The organism is Aurantimonas sp. C2-5-R2, assembly GCF_036549495.1.
In the GTDB taxonomy this organism is placed as follows: Bacteria; Pseudomonadota; Alphaproteobacteria; order Rhizobiales; family Rhizobiaceae; genus Aurantimonas; species Aurantimonas coralicida_A.
Window position 1 is genome coordinate 110,570 of the sequence record NZ_JAZHLJ010000005.1, and the last position, 15,136, is coordinate 125,705.

At 62.8% G+C, this 15,136-nt stretch carries 16 protein-coding genes; 9 read left to right on the top strand and 7 right to left on the bottom strand.

What is annotated here, in order from left to right; genetic code table 11:
* The first annotated feature begins 15 nt into the window (after positions 1-15).
* The 3 genes from VQ044_RS04220 to VQ044_RS04230 are packed head-to-tail and all read left to right on the top strand — an operon-like array spanning position 16 to position 1,442.
* Positions 16-306: a YciI-like protein gene (locus VQ044_RS04220; protein ID WP_327645439.1), complete on the top strand. Its 291-nt coding sequence runs from the start codon at positions 16-18 to the stop codon at positions 304-306.
* 12 nt (positions 307-318) lie between these two features.
* Entirely contained in the window at positions 319-756 is a 438-nt protein-coding gene (locus tag VQ044_RS04225) for an EVE domain-containing protein (protein ID WP_327645440.1), read from the top strand.
* Between the two features lie 23 nt (positions 757-779).
* Positions 780-1,442, top strand: coding sequence for a class I SAM-dependent methyltransferase (locus VQ044_RS04230; RefSeq protein WP_327645441.1), 663 nt, complete (start codon positions 780-782; stop codon positions 1,440-1,442).
* Between the two features lie 98 nt (positions 1,443-1,540).
* On the opposite strand, the gene VQ044_RS04235 is transcribed toward VQ044_RS04230, so the two are convergent.
* Entirely contained in the window at positions 1,541-2,074 is a 534-nt protein-coding gene (locus VQ044_RS04235; RefSeq protein ID WP_327645442.1) for a L,D-transpeptidase family protein, read from the bottom strand.
* A gap of 124 nt (positions 2,075-2,198) precedes the next feature.
* Between VQ044_RS04235 and VQ044_RS04240 the strand changes: the two genes are divergently transcribed.
* Positions 2,199-2,882, top strand: coding sequence for a response regulator transcription factor (locus VQ044_RS04240; RefSeq protein WP_327622791.1), 684 nt, complete (start codon positions 2,199-2,201; stop codon positions 2,880-2,882).
* A 249-nt stretch (positions 2,883-3,131) separates the two neighbouring features.
* On the top strand, positions 3,132-3,587 hold the full coding sequence (locus VQ044_RS04245; protein WP_327645443.1) for a cyclic nucleotide-binding domain-containing protein: 456 nt from the start codon (positions 3,132-3,134) through the stop codon (positions 3,585-3,587).
* A gap of 51 nt (positions 3,588-3,638) precedes the next feature.
* Here the strand turns inward: VQ044_RS04245 and VQ044_RS04250 are convergent, their stop codons facing one another.
* The gene (locus VQ044_RS04250) at positions 3,639-4,442 is read right to left on the bottom strand and encodes an exodeoxyribonuclease III (RefSeq protein WP_327645445.1); all 804 of its coding nucleotides are present in this window, start codon (positions 4,440-4,442) and stop codon (positions 3,639-3,641) included.
* Positions 4,443-5,668: 1,226 nt separating this feature from the next.
* On the opposite strand from VQ044_RS04250, the gene VQ044_RS04255 reads away from it, so the two are divergent.
* Genes VQ044_RS04255 through VQ044_RS04265 form a run of 3 tightly spaced genes read left to right on the top strand, consistent with a single transcriptional unit; the run spans position 5,669 to position 7,903 of the window.
* Entirely contained in the window at positions 5,669-5,953 is a 285-nt protein-coding gene (locus VQ044_RS04255; protein WP_327645447.1) for a hypothetical protein, read from the top strand.
* A complete protein-coding gene (locus VQ044_RS04260) occupies positions 5,950-7,326 on the top strand; it encodes a M10 family metallopeptidase (RefSeq protein ID WP_331827633.1) in 1,377 nt (458 codons plus the stop codon). The genes VQ044_RS04255 and VQ044_RS04260 overlap by 4 nt, the downstream gene beginning before the upstream one ends.
* On the top strand, positions 7,313-7,903 hold the full coding sequence (locus tag VQ044_RS04265) for a calcium-binding protein (RefSeq protein WP_327645450.1): 591 nt from the start codon (positions 7,313-7,315) through the stop codon (positions 7,901-7,903). Before VQ044_RS04260 ends, VQ044_RS04265 begins: the two co-directional genes overlap by 14 nt.
* A gap of 77 nt (positions 7,904-7,980) precedes the next feature.
* Here the strand turns inward: VQ044_RS04265 and VQ044_RS04270 are convergent, their stop codons facing one another.
* Together VQ044_RS04270 and VQ044_RS04275 are read right to left on the bottom strand one after the other, a co-directional pair.
* A complete protein-coding gene (locus tag VQ044_RS04270; protein WP_327645452.1) occupies positions 7,981-8,637 on the bottom strand; it encodes an outer-membrane lipoprotein carrier protein LolA in 657 nt (218 codons plus the stop codon).
* A 157-nt stretch (positions 8,638-8,794) separates the two neighbouring features.
* Positions 8,795-11,623 carry a DNA translocase FtsK gene (locus VQ044_RS04275; RefSeq protein ID WP_327645453.1) on the bottom strand — a complete coding sequence of 943 codons (2,829 nt, stop codon included), beginning with the start codon at positions 11,621-11,623 and terminating at the stop codon, positions 8,795-8,797.
* A 209-nt stretch (positions 11,624-11,832) separates the two neighbouring features.
* Between VQ044_RS04275 and VQ044_RS04280 the strand changes: the two genes are divergently transcribed.
* Positions 11,833-12,108, top strand: a complete 276-nt coding sequence (locus tag VQ044_RS04280) for a GNAT family N-acetyltransferase (RefSeq protein ID WP_327645454.1) — start codon at positions 11,833-11,835, stop codon at positions 12,106-12,108.
* Between the two features lie 113 nt (positions 12,109-12,221).
* Here VQ044_RS04280 and VQ044_RS04285 read toward each other — a convergent pair whose 3' ends face one another.
* The 3 genes from VQ044_RS04285 to tesB form a co-directional block, all read right to left on the bottom strand.
* Entirely contained in the window at positions 12,222-13,604 is a 1,383-nt protein-coding gene (locus VQ044_RS04285; protein ID WP_327645456.1) for an ammonium transporter, read from the bottom strand.
* A gap of 15 nt (positions 13,605-13,619) precedes the next feature.
* A complete protein-coding gene (locus tag VQ044_RS04290; RefSeq protein WP_327622800.1) occupies positions 13,620-13,958 on the bottom strand; it encodes a P-II family nitrogen regulator in 339 nt (112 codons plus the stop codon).
* Positions 13,959-14,198: 240 nt separating this feature from the next.
* Positions 14,199-15,071: an acyl-CoA thioesterase II gene (gene tesB / locus VQ044_RS04295; protein ID WP_327645457.1), complete on the bottom strand. Its 873-nt coding sequence runs from the start codon at positions 15,069-15,071 to the stop codon at positions 14,199-14,201.
* Between the last annotated feature and the right edge of the window lie 65 nt (positions 15,072-15,136).

The following is a 15,136-nucleotide window of genomic DNA, read 5'->3' on the forward strand; positions in this document are numbered from 1 at the left end:
ATCACAGGATTTTCCATGCTCTACGCCCTTCTTTGCGACGACAAGCCGGATTCGCTGCAGCTGCGCCTCGACAACCGCCCGGCGCATCTGGAATTTCTGAACGGCCTCGGCGACGCGCTGAAATTCGCCGGTCCGTTCCTCGACGGGAATGACAAGCCCTGCGGCAGCCTCGTCGTCATCGAGGCGGACAGTCTGGGCGCGGCCCAGTTGATCGCCGCCGACGACCCCTATGCCAAGGCCGGGCTGTTCGACAATGTCGCGGTTCGCCCCTGGAACTGGGCGATCAAGAACCCGGATGCGGCTTAAGGCGAGGCGGACATGCGTTATTGGCTGTTCAAATCCGAGCCCAACAAATGGTCCTTCGACCACCAGAAAAAGGCCGGCGCCAAGGGCCAGGAATGGGATGGGGTCCGCAATTACCAGGCGCGCAACTTCATGCGTGACATGAAGATCGGAGACCGCGGCTTCTTCTACCATTCCAACGAGGGCAAGGAAGTCGTCGGCATCGTCGAGGTCGTCGCCGAGGCCCATCCGGATTCAACGACCGAGGACGCCCGATGGGAGTGCGTCGACATCAAGGCGCTGACGGACGTACCGCAGCCCGTCGCGCTGGACACCATCAAGGCGGAGCCGAAGCTGAAAGACATGGTGCTGGTCAACAATTCGCGGCTCTCCGTCCAGCCGGTCGAGCCATCGGAGTTCCGGCTGATCTGCGAGATGGGCGGGCTCGATCCCGGCACCGCGATGACGGGCTGAGCCGCAGCCGCGGGGGCTCCAAAATGCCGAAGCCCGACGATCGCGATTTCGAAGCTTTCGTCCTCGCCAACACGGCAGTGCTCTGCCCGCCGCATGTGCCGGAAATCCGGCTGCGGCTGGCTGACGAGGCGCATGATCTCTGGCTGAAGACCGAAGATGAGCTGCAGGCGATCGGTCTGCCGCCGCCCTTCTGGGCGTTTGCCTGGGCCGGCGGACAGGCGGTCGCCCGCTTCGTCCTCGATCACCCGGAGCGGGTCGCCGGGCGCCGGGTCGTCGACTTCGCCACCGGTTCCGGCCTCGTCGCCATCGCCGTCGCCAAGGCCGGCGCGGCCAACGTCACGGCGATCGACGTCGATCCGTTCTGCCGGACCGCCGTTCGGCTCAACGCCGCGCTCAACGGTGTCGACATCACATTCGACGACAGCGACCCCATCGGCAACCCGCTCGACGCGGACATCCTGCTCGCAGGAGACGTCTTCTTCGACGCCGCCATGGCCGCCGCCGTGGCGCCCTGGTTCGATCGCCTCGTCCGCGACGGCCGAACCGTCCTCGTCGGCGATCCGGGCCGTCGCTACCTGCCGGCCGATCGCGTCGAAGAGCTCGCCCGTTACGAAGTGCCGGTCACCCGCGCGTTGGAAGACGCGGAGGTCAAGCGCACCACCGTCTGGCGGTGGCGCGCGGACTGACGAAACAGGCGCCGTCCGCCGACGCCGCGCCCTTCCCCTCGTCCTGAGGTGCGAGCGAAGCGAGCCTCGGAGGAAGTCGACAGTCACCGGTCTCGCGCTCACCGCGTGACGACCAATCGCGTCCCCGGCCCCAGCAGTGGCGCGAGCCGCAGCATGTCCTTCGGCGCCACCGCGACGCAGCCTTCGGTCGGCGGGAAGCCTTCCCTGGCGATGTGGAGAAAGATCGCGCTGCCGCGATAGCGGGCGCGGGCGCTGATATTCCAGTCGAGCACCACGACGAAATCGTAGAGCCGATCGGCCCGGGCGAGGCTTTCGGCGCTTGCGGAAAACGGCGAGCGAACATGGCGATTATAGGCGGGATGGATCGGCGCATCGCACCACAGATCGACCCCCGATCGCACACCGCGAATCGGCAATCGCGCCGCCGGCCGCGCCATCCGGCCTTGCCGATGCCAGGCCGACAGCAGCCGCATCGAGGCCACGGGGGTGGCGCCGTCGCCCTCGCGTTTGAAGATCGTCGTGCCGGTCCGGCCCAGCGCGCAGGGAATGCGCAGGGAGCCGGCCGCGAGAAGGCCGCGCGTACCCGATCCGGGGGCTCGGCGCACCATGATCACGCTATTTTTTCCCACCATTTGCCTTTTTTTCCTGACTTTCCTTGCAATCGGCCCATTTGTCGTCACGAATTGTTACAAGCTCGGATGTGCGCCGCTCCTTCTTGCGGCCATCCTTGAGACAAGAACCGAACGGCTGAATCGCATGACCGCACGCAGCATCCTCATCGTCGACGACGACGACGACCTCCGGCAGACCCTCGCCGAGCAGCTTTCGCTGCATGAGGAGTTCGCCGTCCTGCAAGAGCCCACAGCGACGAAAGGAATCAATACGGCCAGAGCCGGATTGATCGATCTCGTGGTCATGGATGTCGGTCTGCCCGACATGGACGGACGCGAGGCCGTCAAGGTTCTGCGCAAGGGCGGCTTCAAGGCGCCGATCATCATCCTGACCGGCCAGGACACCGATTCCGACACGATTCTCGGGCTCGAAGCCGGCGCCAACGATTATGTCATCAAGCCCTTCCGTTTCGCGGTGCTGCTCGCCCGTATCCGCGCGCAATTGCGCCAGCACGAACAGAGCGAGGATGCCACCTTCCAGGTCGGTCCTTACGTTTTCAAGCCTAGCCAGAAACTGCTGCTCGACGAGAAGGGCGGCAAGATCCGCCTGACCGAGAAGGAGACGGCGATCATCCGCTATCTCTATCGCGCCGACCGCCGGGTCATCACGCGGGACGTCCTCCTGGAGGAGGTCTGGGGCTACAATTCGGGCGTCACCACCCATACGCTCGAAACCCATGTCTATCGCCTGCGCCAGAAGATCGAGCCCGATCCGTCAAACGCGCGGATACTGGTCACGGAGTCCGGCGGCTACAAGCTGGTCCCCTGAGCGGATGCAGCGAGCTCGCAATGCCCCTCGTTTCTTCTTGTGCCGGGTCGAGGGGCATCGCCTCGCGCTATAGACTTGCGGTTTCGTTTCGCTTCCTCTCTACCCTTCATTGAAAGGCTCCGTTAACGGTGCCGGAGGAACAGCCGAGTGATCACGGCCAACCCGACCGCCGGGAAAATCCGTGCATCGGACGCCGGATCAAGGCTATCACGGCCGCGACGCAGGTTGGGGAAACGGTACTTCGACGAGATGAGCCTTGAAAGCGACATCGCGATCCTTAGAAACGTGCCGCTGTTCGAAGGCTTGGCGAGCGACCAATTGCGTCTCCTCGCCTTCGGCGCCGAACGCCGGCGCCTCGCCGCAGGGGAAATCGTTTTTCGCCAGGATGCGCAAGCGGATGCCGGTTTCGTCGTCGCCTCCGGCACCGTCGTGCTCGCTCGGCAAGCGGGGAACCAACAGAAAGTCGTCGGGGTGTATGGACCGGGGACGCTGCTCGGCGAACTCGCATTGATCACCGCGACCACCCGGCCTGCCAACGCCAAGGCCGAGACCGATTGCGAACTGCTCAGGATAACCCGGTCGCTGTTTCGCCGCATGCTGGAGGAATACCCCGAATACGCCGTCGGCCTGCATGAACAGCTGAAAATTCAGTTCGCCGAGATGACCCGGCAGATCCTCGCGCTCGAGGACCGCTTCTCCGGATAAAGTCGCTGACCATGCGAGATGATCGCCCGCCGCTGCATGGCGGAGCGATTGTCACAAGGTGAAGGTCGCGGTCACCGGGACATGGTCCGACGGGCGCTCCCAGCCTCTCGCCTCGCTGAGCACATCGATGTCTGACAACGCCGGCGCGAGATCGGCCGACCCCCAGACATGGTCAAGCCGCCGGCCGCGGTTTGACGTCGCCCAGTCCTTGGCGCGATAGCTCCACCAGGTGAACACCGTCTCCTCCATCGGGATGTGGTGGCGCATCAGGTCGACCCATTTGCCGTCGTCCCGCGCCCTGAGCAGCGCCTCGCACTCGACCGGCGTGTGCGACACCACCTTCAAAAGCTGCTTGTGCGACCACACGTCGGTCTCGAACGGCGCGATGTTGAGATCGCCGACAAGCAACGACGAGACGTCCGGCTCCGCCTCGGCGCCGATCAGCCGCATCTCCTCGATGAAATCGAGCTTGTGACGGAATTTCGGATTGATCGCCGGGTCCGGCTCGTCGCCGCCGGCGGGGACGTAGAAATTATGCACCCGGACGCGGCGCTCCCCGACCCTCAGCCGTGTCGACAGGTGCCTCGCGTCGCCGATGGCGCAGAAATCCTGCCGGACGATGTCGTCGAAAGGCTGTCTCGATACGGTCGCGACGCCGTGATAGCCTTTCTGCCCGTGGATCGCGATATGCGGGTAGCCGAGCGCCCGAAACGCCTTTTCGGGAAACTGGTCGTTCGCGCATTTGGTTTCCTGCAGGCACAAGACGTCCGGCGCGGTCTCCTTCAGAAAGCGCTCCACCAGCGGCATGCGCAGCCGCACGGAGTTGATGTTCCAGGTGGCGATCTTGAAGGACATGGGCGCTGGTTTCCGGCTTGAAGGACGGAACGGGCATATGGGGCCGGTCGCCGGCTCGCAAGCCTTGCCAGCCGCGATTTGCCGCACTTGATGCGCGAAGCCGTTTCGCAAGCGGCCCGATCCATGACCGCAGCTCTCCCCGTGGGCCGCAGCGAGCCTGGGGCCGCAGGTGTTTCCAGACCAGACAAGCCGCGGTGGAATTTGACGGTCGAGACGACCCGGTCATACGGTTGCCACAGAACTGCAGACAATAATCTGGCCTTACTGAAAGCGGACCGCGTTATGCCCATGTTCACCCGTAGCTTCGGCCGGCGCTGTTCGAACCGCCGCTTCGGCTGGACTGCGTCTGGAAGAATAGGTTTGCTAATTCTCTTCCTGTCCCTGAGAGTCCGTTTCGAAACTCACTGCGGCGGGTTCAAAGGCCCCTCGGATGGTCGCTCCGCAATGACATGATACCCGATTTCCGCGGGTTTGGGCGTCCCGGGTGAACCATGGAGGCTGGTCTTGGCAGGGTTTCGAAACGGCCTCTAAATGCGGAGCGGATTGCAGAAGCAGCCCCGTCACCGATTCCGGACCGTCCCACCTCGGCGCTACGCCCGGACATGCATGTGGCGTCGGGAGGTATTTCTTCGAAAACAGCGTCCGACTTTGCGACCCGACAACGCTTTGCCTTGACTCCCGCGAACCCGGATCGGCCGTTCACGTCGAGGACCTGCGTCGAGGCGCTGACGCGCCTGCGAGAGGTGGCCAAGGGAAGCCCGCTGATCGACCCCCAGGAAAACCAGGCCGTGCCGATGAAGGCGATCGACCAAGCGATTGCCGTTTGCTCGAAGGAAGTCCGCCGAAAACGTAGTTAGTATATTGCGCACTGCACGCAACGAAAAATACATTTTAATAGACATTCAAACAAATTGGGAATATTCCTTTAGGGCATCATACCCAACGTGCTTGATGATTGGAGGGACCTCCGATGGCGACTATTATTGGGTTGATCCGCTCACGCGGTGACTGGCGCCTTGACCCCGTCATCACTGTCGGAGACGGCGGCACGGCCGTTCGTCAGATCTATCCCAACGGCCGTCCTCTTTCGAGAGTGACCCTTCACGTTGCGGTGGGCGATTAGAATGAAAACGAAACCGACAATCATAATTTCAATATATTTCATAGCAATACTTGTGAGGACGAGTTCGGGCCAATCTTACAGCCAAAGTACGGATATTATAACCATGGCCAAATCGCCTCCCATGAGTTCTGACAGCGCAAGCCCAACGACACAGGCTGCACCCGCCCGGGACGGCAACATCGCCATCCGTGAAGAATTTGACATGGCGGTCGAGCAAGGCACAGCGGAAGCCTATGATCTGTTTATAAAGCGCCATCCAGATCATCCTCTAACAGTGGAAGCGCGAAGGCGGCTGAATATTATGAATAATGGCAATGCGAACCGTTCGATTTTGGGAATAATATTACGTGGCAAAGAAATCAAAGGATCAGATAGAGAGAAGCAATGAGTGGGACGGGGCATACAACCAAATCTGTCACATCAACAACCGACCAGACTATTAATGGTGTGTTGAGCGGCGTTGCGTGGGGTGACGCCACAATTTATTATTCGTTCCCGACAACCAGCGGCGAATACGCATATACCGGTGAGCCTGATACCATCGGCGGAATTTCGTCGATGCAATGGACGGCAGCAAACAGAGCGTTGAATACAAATGGTTACGCCGGGGAAAATGCGGCGCAGGACGGCTTCTCCGTGGAGGGGTTCACCAATCTGAACGTCGCTTATACCACAGACACCGGCGCGCATATCCGGCTTGCGGAATCAGATGATCCATCGACCGCTTGGGCTTATTATCCTGGTACCTACGAGCAGGCCGGCGATGTCTGGTTTGGAAGGTCCTATAATTATCGCTCGCCAGAAGCCGGAAACTATTCCTGGCATACGATGTATCACGAGATCGGCCATGCGCTGGGGCTGAAGCACGGTCAAGAGACCAACGTTTACGGCCCGCTGCCAGCGGCCGAGGACTCGATGGAATATTCCATCATGACCTATCGGTCCTATGTCGGCGACCCCTTGGTTGGAGGCTATTCCAACGAGACTTGGGGATTTGCGCAAAGCTACATGATCGCCGATATCGCGGCGCTGCAGCAAATGTATGGGGCCGATTTCACCACCAATAGCAGCGACACGGTCTATAAATGGAACCCGACTTCGGGGGATACGCTGGTCAATGGTGCGGTTGGCATTGACGCGGGCAGCAACCGGATTTTCGCCACCGTCTGGGACGGCGGCGGCATCGACACCTACGATCTCAGCAGCTACTCGGACAATCTTACGCTCGATCTGACGCCGGGCGGGCACTCCTATTTCAGCAACGTACAAATCGCCTACTTGGGTGATGGCAACTATTCGCGCGGCAACATCTTCAATGCATTGCAGTATCAGGGCGATGTTCGTTCGCTGATCGAAAACGCCATCGGCGGTTCCGGAAACGACACTATTACAGGCAATCAAGCCAACAACACGCTGCAAGACGGCGGCGGCAACGACACGCTCAACGGCGGCGGCGGCGGCGGCGTCGACAATATCTATGGCGGCGGCGGCACCGACCAGCTATTCGGCGGCGACGACAACGACAATCTGGACGGCGGGGCCGGCGCCGATCATATGGAAGGCGGTCTCGGCTTCGACTTCGCCTATTACAGCCAGGCCACCGCAGGCGTGCGCGCCGATCTCTCGAATGCGGTCTCAGGCCTCGGCGAGGCGGCCGGCGACACGTTCAATTTCGTCGACGGCATCATCGGCAGCCAATTCGCCGACACGCTGTTCGGGCGATCAGTGGAGCAATATCCTCTACGGCTTGGCGGGCGCTGACAATCTCTACGGCCGCGACGGCTTCCTGGATTATCTCTACGGCGGCGATGGAAATGATAATCTCGAGGGCGGCAACGGCGCCGATTATCTCGATGGCGGCGCCGGGTTTAATTCGGTCTACTACACGTCCAGCACGGCGGTGCGGGTCGACATCTCCAATGTCACTGCGAGCACCGGCGGCGAGGCCCAGGGCGATACGTTCAACCTGATCAACAACATCGTCGCCAGCCAGTTCTCCGACATTCTCTATGGCGACATGTGGAGCAACGTCATTTACGGGCTCGGTGGCAACGATGTCATCGATGGCGGCGGCCTCAACGACGTCATCTATGGCGGCGACGGCGCCGACTGGTTCATCTTCACGCCCGGCGCCGGCTCCGACACGCTGGCCGATTTCGCCGACAATTCTGACCGGATCGACCTGCGCAGCTTCGGCTTTTCCAGCGCCAACGCCGCGCTTGCCTTCGCCACCGATACCGGGACCGGCGTGCGCTTCGACTTCACCGACGGCTCGCAGCTCAATGTCTATAATGTCGCCAATGTCTCTGACCTGCAGAACGACATCATCTTCGCCTGAGCGGAAGGGGGCGTAGGATACAGAACGGGCCGCCCCCAAAGGCGGCCCCGGTGACGGAAGACGAATGAAACGGCGCCTTAGTTGCCGGTCTGACCCTGGGCGATCGCCGTATAGGGAATTTTAAAGGCGGAATCCTTGATATCGCCGCCCTTCTTGACGTTGTAGATCATCACCGTGGTGTCCTTGCCCTGCTGGTCGCGGATCGTCCACTGCTTGAGCTCATTGGATTTCGGGTCGAACATCATGGTGATGCGCGAATTGCCGAACACCGATTTGTCGCCCATGACAATGGTGGTGAGATCGGGCTCTTCCTTGACGTTCTGGATATTTGCCGCCGAAAGGTCGATTCGCCGGTTGAGCAACAGCTTCAGCGGGGTCTTCGACAGGGGATAGACATCCCACGTATTCAGCTTCTTGTTGTTGACCGCGACGTTGGAGCCGTCGGAAATTACCCGGAGCGGCGTTCCCGAATAATCGAAGCGGACCTTGCCGGGCCGTTCGATGTAGAATTTGCCCTCGGTCTGCCGGCCGTTCGGATCAAACTGCATGAAGGTGCCATGCATTGAGGGAATGCCGGAGAAATGGTCGGCGATTTTCTGAGCCGCGGCGCTCGACTGGGCCGCCGCTGGGCCTGCCGAGAGCGGCGCAAGGGCCGCTGCCGCGATGAATGCCGAGGCCACGCCGCGAACGAGTGCCGCGCGGAAGGATCGGTGGTGTGTGTCGTTTTTCGCCATGGTGGTGGAGGCTTCCCTTATTCCGAAGTCTGCCCTTCGTGTCGCCGAACCAGATAGGGCGCGACGCGGATTTCGTCTCGCCCCTTCATGTCGGGTCGTATCATTCGACCCGCAATAGGGCGCCCCAATGGCGAAAACCTAACCATTTCGTCATCGATCACATGCGGTCGTCTTCCGTCGGCACGAGGATCTCGCGCTTGCCGGCGTGGTTTGCCGCGCCGACGATCCCTTCCCGCTCCATCCGCTCGATGATCGAGGCGGCGCGGTTGTAGCCGATCGACAGGCGTCTCTGGACATAGGAGGTCGAGGCCTTGCCGTCGCGTAACACGATCGCCACCGCCTGATCGTAGAGGTCGGCGCCTTCATCGACCTCCCCGCCGCCACCGGACGACCCGGAGTCGCCGTCCTCATCCTCGTCCTCCAGGATCGAGTCGAGATAATCCGGCACGCCCTGGCTTTTCAGATGCGCGACGATCTGCTCGACCTCGCTGTCATCGACGAACGGGCCGTGGACGCGCTGGATGCGGCCGCCACCGGCCATGAACAGCATGTCACCCATGCCCAACAGCTGCTCGGCGCCCTGCTCCTGCAGGATGGTGCGGCTATCGATCTTCGAGGTCACCTGGAAGGAGATGCGGGTCGGGAAGTTCGCCTTGATCGTGCCGGTGATGACATCGACCGAGGGCCGCTGCGTCGCCATCACCACATGGATGCCGGCGGCGCGGGCCATTTGCGCCAAACGCTGCACGGTGCCTTCGATGTCCTTGCCGGCGACCATCATCAGGTCGGCCATCTCGTCGATGATGACGACGATGTAGGGCAGCGGCTCGAGATCGAATTCCTCGGTCTCGAAGATCGGCTCGCCGGTCTCGCGGTCGAAGCCGGTCTGGACGGTGCGCGAGATCGTCTCGTCCTTCTCCAGCGCGCTTTTCACGCGGGCGTTGAAGCCGTCGATGTTCCTGACGCCCACCTTCGACATCTTGCGGTAGCGGTCCTCCATTTCGCGGACCGTCCATTTCAGCGCGACGACCGCCTTTTTAGGATCGGTCACCACCGGGGCGAGCAGGTGCGGAATGCCGTCATAGACCGACAGCTCCAGCATCTTCGGATCGATCATGATCATCCGGCATTCCTGCGGCGTCAGCCGGTAGAGCAGCGACAGGATCATCGTGTTGATCGACACCGACTTGCCGGAGCCGGTGGTGCCGGCGACGAGAAGATGCGGCATCTTGGCGAGATCGGCGATCACCGGCTCCCCGCCGATGGTCTTGCCGAGGGCGAGCGCCAGCTTGCTCTTGTTCTGGGTGAACGTCTCCGAGCCGATCATCTCGCGGAAATAGACGGTCTCGCGGCGCTGGTTCGGCAGTTCGATGCCGATGGCGTTCTTGCCGGGAATGACGGCGACGCGCGCGGCGATGGCGCTCATCGAGCGGGCGATGTCGTCGGCGAGGCCGATCACCCGTGACGACTTGATGCCCGGTGCCGGTTCGAGTTCGTAGAGCGTCACCACGGGACCGGGGCGCACCTCGATGATCTCGCCCTTGACGCCGAAATCCTCCAGCACGCCTTCGAGCAGACGGGCGTTCTCCTGCAGCGCTTCCGGCGACAGGGTAGAATCGCGGCTACGCGGCTTCGGCGGCGTCAGGAAATCGATGGAGGGCAGTTCGAAGCGGACGGGATCGGCGACCGTCGTCGCCGGCTTCAGGGCGACGGCCCGGCCCGAGCCGCCGCGCAGCCGCTGTTGCTCGGCGGTGACGGTTGCCTGCGGTACGACGCGCACGCCCGGATCGACCGATTGGTGCGGCGCCGCCTGACTGGATCGCGCTTGGCGTCCCGGCGCCGGACGACCGGATGCCCCAGCCGGGCCGTTCGGAAGCTCCTCCTTCGCGGTCTTGCGGCCGGGAAAGGCGACGATGTTGCCGGACAAGAGCCCACGCCAGCCGCCGCCCTCTTCGGGGATCGGCGCCGCGTTGGGCGACACCCGGTCACCGGGACGGACGATCATGGCGTCGTCATCGCTAAAGTCGCCATCCGCGAAATTGCGCTCTTCGCTATTATCCGTTTCGTCCCAAGGCATTGCGGAGCCAGCGTCGAGTTCCGCGCGCCCATCATCGGCATCCGCCTCGTAATAGTTTTCCATGTGCTCGGGCTGGGACACGCGGATCGAGCGGCGGTCGCCGTGCCCTTGCGCCGGGTAGGGGGAGAAATCCTCGTCCTCGGCCCGCCAGTCGGCGAAGCCGTCGCCGAATTCCTTCGACGCGCGGGCTTCGCGGCGGGCGGCGAGACGCCGGCCGATGGCGGATTTCGCCGAATAGGCGGTATGAGCCAATGCTCCGAAAAACAGCGCCAGGCGGCCTTCCCCCTCGCCGTCATCCTCGTCGTCCGCTTCGACCACCGAGGCCTTGCGACGGCGGCTTGTGACCGGTGCCGGACGGCGTCGATCGATCACCCCGGCGCCGTTGAGGAAGAGCCAGGTCGCCGGCGCGGCGATCATCAACGCAAGCACGATCGCGAGGAAGCCTTGCGGATATGCCCCGGTGGCCAGCGCCGGAAATTTCAACACGAGGTCGCCGGCGACGCCGCCAAGGCCGATCGGCAGGGGCCAGCCCGCTGGCGCCGGCAGACAGCCGAGAGCGGCCGCGGCCAATACGGTCCCGGCAACGGCATACCAGGCGCGGCGCCAGATGTGGTCGATCGTGTGGCCGGACATCAAAATCAGTCCCCAGATTGCTGGGAGAACCACAAGGAGCGCTGCGGCAAGGCCGAAAATCTGCATGGCGAGGTCGGCGACGATAGCGCCGGAGGGGCCTGCCCAGTTCTCCACCATGTTCTGATTGGACTGGCTGAGCGAGGGGTCGCTCACACTCCAGGTCGCGAAGGCGACGCCGAGATAGCCCGCCAACGCGATGAGCACGGCGCCGGCGCCGATTTCGCCCTGCCGCCGAAGGAATGTCGTTTCGCTGCCGCCTGGCGCCGTGGTTGCCATCTGACCCTGCCTGTCTTGTCCAACGCGGATCGTGCCTTCGAGCCGGCCCGCTGCTTGCGGCCAGATTAGGGAGCCGAGGTTAAGACCCGTTTAAGCTTAAGACCGGCTTACGATCGGCGCGCGAATCCGGAAGTCGAAACGCCGCCCGATCTTGCCATCGCGAAATCGTCCGCCACTCTTATCAATGATCGAATAAGGAGACGGGACGAATGGACATTCGGCACGAGGCAGACGGCAGCAAGGGCCGATTTACGACCGGCGAAGGCGACAGCGAAATGACCTATGTCAGGGTCGGCGAGACCCTCGTCATCTTCGATCACACTTTCGTTCCAGACCGATATCGTGGCCAGGGATTGGCGGGGAAACTGCTCGCCGCCGGGGTCGATTGGGCCCGCGCGTCGAATTTGAAGGTGATTCCGCAATGCCCCTTCGCCCGGACCGAATTCGATCGCAAGCCGGAATATCGCGACGTTCTGAAGGAGTGAACCCTCCGCCACCGCCTTGTCGCAAACCCGGTGATCGAACCCTTCTCTTGAAAACGAAAGAGGCAGGCGCTGACCGCCTGCCTCTCATCATGTGGTGGGACGAAGTTGTCCGTTCAGGAGTGGTAGGCCGCCTCGCCATGATAGACGAGATCGAGGCCTTCGCGCTCCTGCTCCAGCGTCGGGCGCAGGTCGACGACGAGATCGACGATCTTGAAGAGGATCGCCGAGACCACGCCACCCCAGACCAGCGTGACCAGCACACCAACGATCTGGGCCCAGACCTGGGCCCCCATCGACACGCCATCGGCCAAACCGACGCCGCCCAGCGACGAGGCGGTGAAGATGCCCGTGCCAACCGCGCCGATGATGCCGCCGATGCCATGGATGCCAAAGACGTCGAGGCTGTCGTCATACTGGAACTTGTTCTTCACCACCGAGACGAAGAAGTAGCAGCCGGCGCTGGCAAGCCCGCCGAGGACGATCGCGCCGACCGGCCCGATCGTGCCACAGGCCGGCGTGACCGCGACCAACCCGGCAACTATGCCGGAGGCCCCGCCCAGCATGGAGGCCTTACCGCGCATCATGGTTTCGATAACGCACCAGGTGAGCAGCGCACCGGCCGTGGCGGTGAACGTGTTGATCATGGCCAGCACCGCGCCCGCGGTCGATTCCAGATTAGAACCGGCGTTGAAGCCGAACCAGCCGACCCACAGGATCGAGGCGCCGACCATGGTCAGCGTCATAGAGTGCGGGGCCATCATGTCCTTGCCGAGGCCGGTTCGCTTGCCGGCAAAGAGGCACCCCATCAACGCGGCGATGCCGGCGTTGATGTGCACAACGGTGCCGCCCGCAAAGTCGAGCGCGCCTACGCCGCCGGACAGGACGCCGTTGAAGATCAGGCCAGAACCGTCCCAGACCATATGCGCGATCGGGAAGTAGGCGAAGGTCAGCCACAGCACGGTGAACAGCACCACCGCGGAGAACTTGATGCGTTCGGCGAAGGCGCCGACGATCAGCGCCGGGGTGATCATCGCGAAGGTCATCTGGAAGGCGATGAACAGATATTCGGGCAAGGCCACGCCATCGGTGAAGGTCGCCGCCGTCGAATCGACCGTCACGCCGGCGAGGAACAGCTTGCCGAGACCGCCCCAATAGGGGCTGGTGCCGCCGCCGAAGGCGAAGGAATAGCCCCACACGACCCAGACGATGATGGCGACGCCGGAGATCACGGTGCACTGCATCAGCACCGACAGCATGTTCTTGGCTCGCACCAGGCCGCCATAGAACAGGGCGAGGCCGGGCATGAGCATGAACAGGACGATCAGTGTGGCCGTCATCATCCAGGCGACATCGCCCTTGTCGACCGTGGGAGCTACGGCCTCGGTCGCCGCGGCGGCCGCATCGGCGGCCGGCGCGGCGGCATCCTGGGCGAAGGCCGCCGTGGCGGCGAGCCCGGCCAGCAGGGAGCCGGCAAATAGGAGTTTCTTGATATTCATGGGTGGTCGGTCCCCTTAGAGTGCGTTCGCGTCGACTTCGCCCGTCCGAATGCGGACGGCCTGGTCGATGCCGAAGACGAAGATTTTGCCGTCGCCGATCTGGCCGGTCTTGGCGGCGGCCTGAATCGCCTCGACCGCCGGCTCGACCATGTCGAGCGCAACGGCGATCTCGATCTTCAGCTTGGGCAGGAAGCTCACCGCGTATTCGGTGCCGCGATAGATTTCGGTATGGCCTTTCTGACGGCCATATCCCTTCACCTCGGTGACGGTGAGGCCCTGGATGCCGATGCCGGTCAGCGCCTCGCGCACTTCGTCCAGCTTGAATGGCTTGATGATCGCCATCACGATTTTCATGTTCACCTCGAACCTTGGACGGCCGCGGGAGCGCCGCCGTGTTGAGCATCACTCGCCGGAGCAGCATGCCCGCGACGATGACTGACCTTCAGGAATCAAGGTTTGTGCCAAACGGAAGCCGCGCCACCGTTCGGTCTTATTTTGCAGTGCGAAACGGCGGCTTCCACCGGCGTTGCCCGCCGGTTGGACGGGCTCAGCGCCGCTTAAAAGCGTGGCAAAAACCGCAAATCTGGCTGAAAATTAGGCAGACGGGGCGCGCCGGGGGCGGATCAGCCCTTCCTGTGCCACCGATGCGACCAGCGTTCCGTCGCGGGCGAACAGCGAGCCACGGGTGAGACCCCGCGCGCCTGACGAGGACGGGCTGTCCTGCGCATAGAGCATCCAGTCGGAGACCTTGACCGGACGGTGGAACCACATGGCATGATCGAGGCTGGCCGCCTGGATGCGTTCGTCGAACACCGACAACCCATGCGCGAACAGCGAGGTGTCGAGGAGGGTCATATCGGAGAGGTAGGCAAGAACCGCCGCGTTCAGGTTGCGATCGTCGCCGATCGGGCTAGCGCAGCGGACCCAGACCTGTTGCACCGGCTCCAGCTTGTCGCGGGTCAGATAATGGTCGAAGGAGACCGGCCGGAACTCGATCGGCCGGGGCCGCAGCCAATAGCGGCGCACCGGCTCAGGCGCCCGTTTCAGGATCGTTTCCTTGAGATCGTCGCCATGCGGGAGATCGTCGGGACCGGGAACGTCCGGCATCGTCACCTGGTGGTCGTGCCCGTCCTCGTCCCTCTGGAAGGAGGCCGACAGCGAGAAGATCGCGTGGCCATGCTGGATCGCGACGACGCGCCGGGTGGTGAAGGAGCCGCCATCGCGAATCCGGTCGACATCGTAGATGATCGGCGCTGCGGGGTCGCCCGGACGCATGAAATAGGAATGCAGCGAATGACAATGGCGGTCGGCGGGGACGGTACGTTGGGTGGCGACCAGCGCCTGGGCGATCACCTGGCCGCCGAAAACCCGCTGCCAGCTCTGATCCGGACTGATGCCACGAAACAGATTTTCTTCGATGCGTTCGAGATCGAGGATATGGAGGAGCTTTTCAACGGCCTCGGTCATCCTAATCTACTCCCCAGTCGCGGGGAGCCACGCACCCCTTCGCCTTTCGCGGCGTTGCACCAATA

Bases quoted from the DNA above. Each gene is read 5' to 3' on its own strand.
- VQ044_RS04220 (WP_327645439.1), top strand. From the start codon at position 16: ATGCTCTACGCCCTTCTTTGCGACGACAAGCCGGATTCGCTGCAGCTG.
- VQ044_RS04250 (WP_327645445.1), bottom strand. From the start codon at position 4,442: ATGTCCTTCAAGATCGCCACCTGGAACATCAACTCCGTGCGGCTGCGC.
- VQ044_RS04270 (WP_327645452.1), bottom strand. From the start codon at position 8,637: ATGGCGAAAAACGACACACACCACCGATCCTTCCGCGCGGCACTCGTT.
- VQ044_RS04245 (WP_327645443.1), top strand. From the start codon at position 3,132: ATGAGCCTTGAAAGCGACATCGCGATCCTTAGAAACGTGCCGCTGTTC.
- VQ044_RS04240 (WP_327622791.1), top strand. From the start codon at position 2,199: ATGACCGCACGCAGCATCCTCATCGTCGACGACGACGACGACCTCCGG.
- VQ044_RS04290 (WP_327622800.1), bottom strand. From the start codon at position 13,958: ATGAAAATCGTGATGGCGATCATCAAGCCATTCAAGCTGGACGAAGTG.
- tesB (WP_327645457.1), bottom strand. From the start codon at position 15,071: ATGACCGAGGCCGTTGAAAAGCTCCTCCATATCCTCGATCTCGAACGC.
- VQ044_RS04225 (WP_327645440.1), top strand. From the start codon at position 319: ATGCGTTATTGGCTGTTCAAATCCGAGCCCAACAAATGGTCCTTCGAC.
- VQ044_RS04230 (WP_327645441.1), top strand. From the start codon at position 780: ATGCCGAAGCCCGACGATCGCGATTTCGAAGCTTTCGTCCTCGCCAAC.
- VQ044_RS04235 (WP_327645442.1), bottom strand. From the start codon at position 2,074: ATGGTGGGAAAAAATAGCGTGATCATGGTGCGCCGAGCCCCCGGATCG.
- VQ044_RS04280 (WP_327645454.1), top strand. From the start codon at position 11,833: ATGGACATTCGGCACGAGGCAGACGGCAGCAAGGGCCGATTTACGACC.
- VQ044_RS04285 (WP_327645456.1), bottom strand. From the start codon at position 13,604: ATGAATATCAAGAAACTCCTATTTGCCGGCTCCCTGCTGGCCGGGCTC.
- VQ044_RS04275 (WP_327645453.1), bottom strand. From the start codon at position 11,623: ATGGCAACCACGGCGCCAGGCGGCAGCGAAACGACATTCCTTCGGCGG.
- VQ044_RS04255 (WP_327645447.1), top strand. From the start codon at position 5,669: ATGGCCAAATCGCCTCCCATGAGTTCTGACAGCGCAAGCCCAACGACA.
- VQ044_RS04260 (WP_331827633.1), top strand. From the start codon at position 5,950: ATGAGTGGGACGGGGCATACAACCAAATCTGTCACATCAACAACCGAC.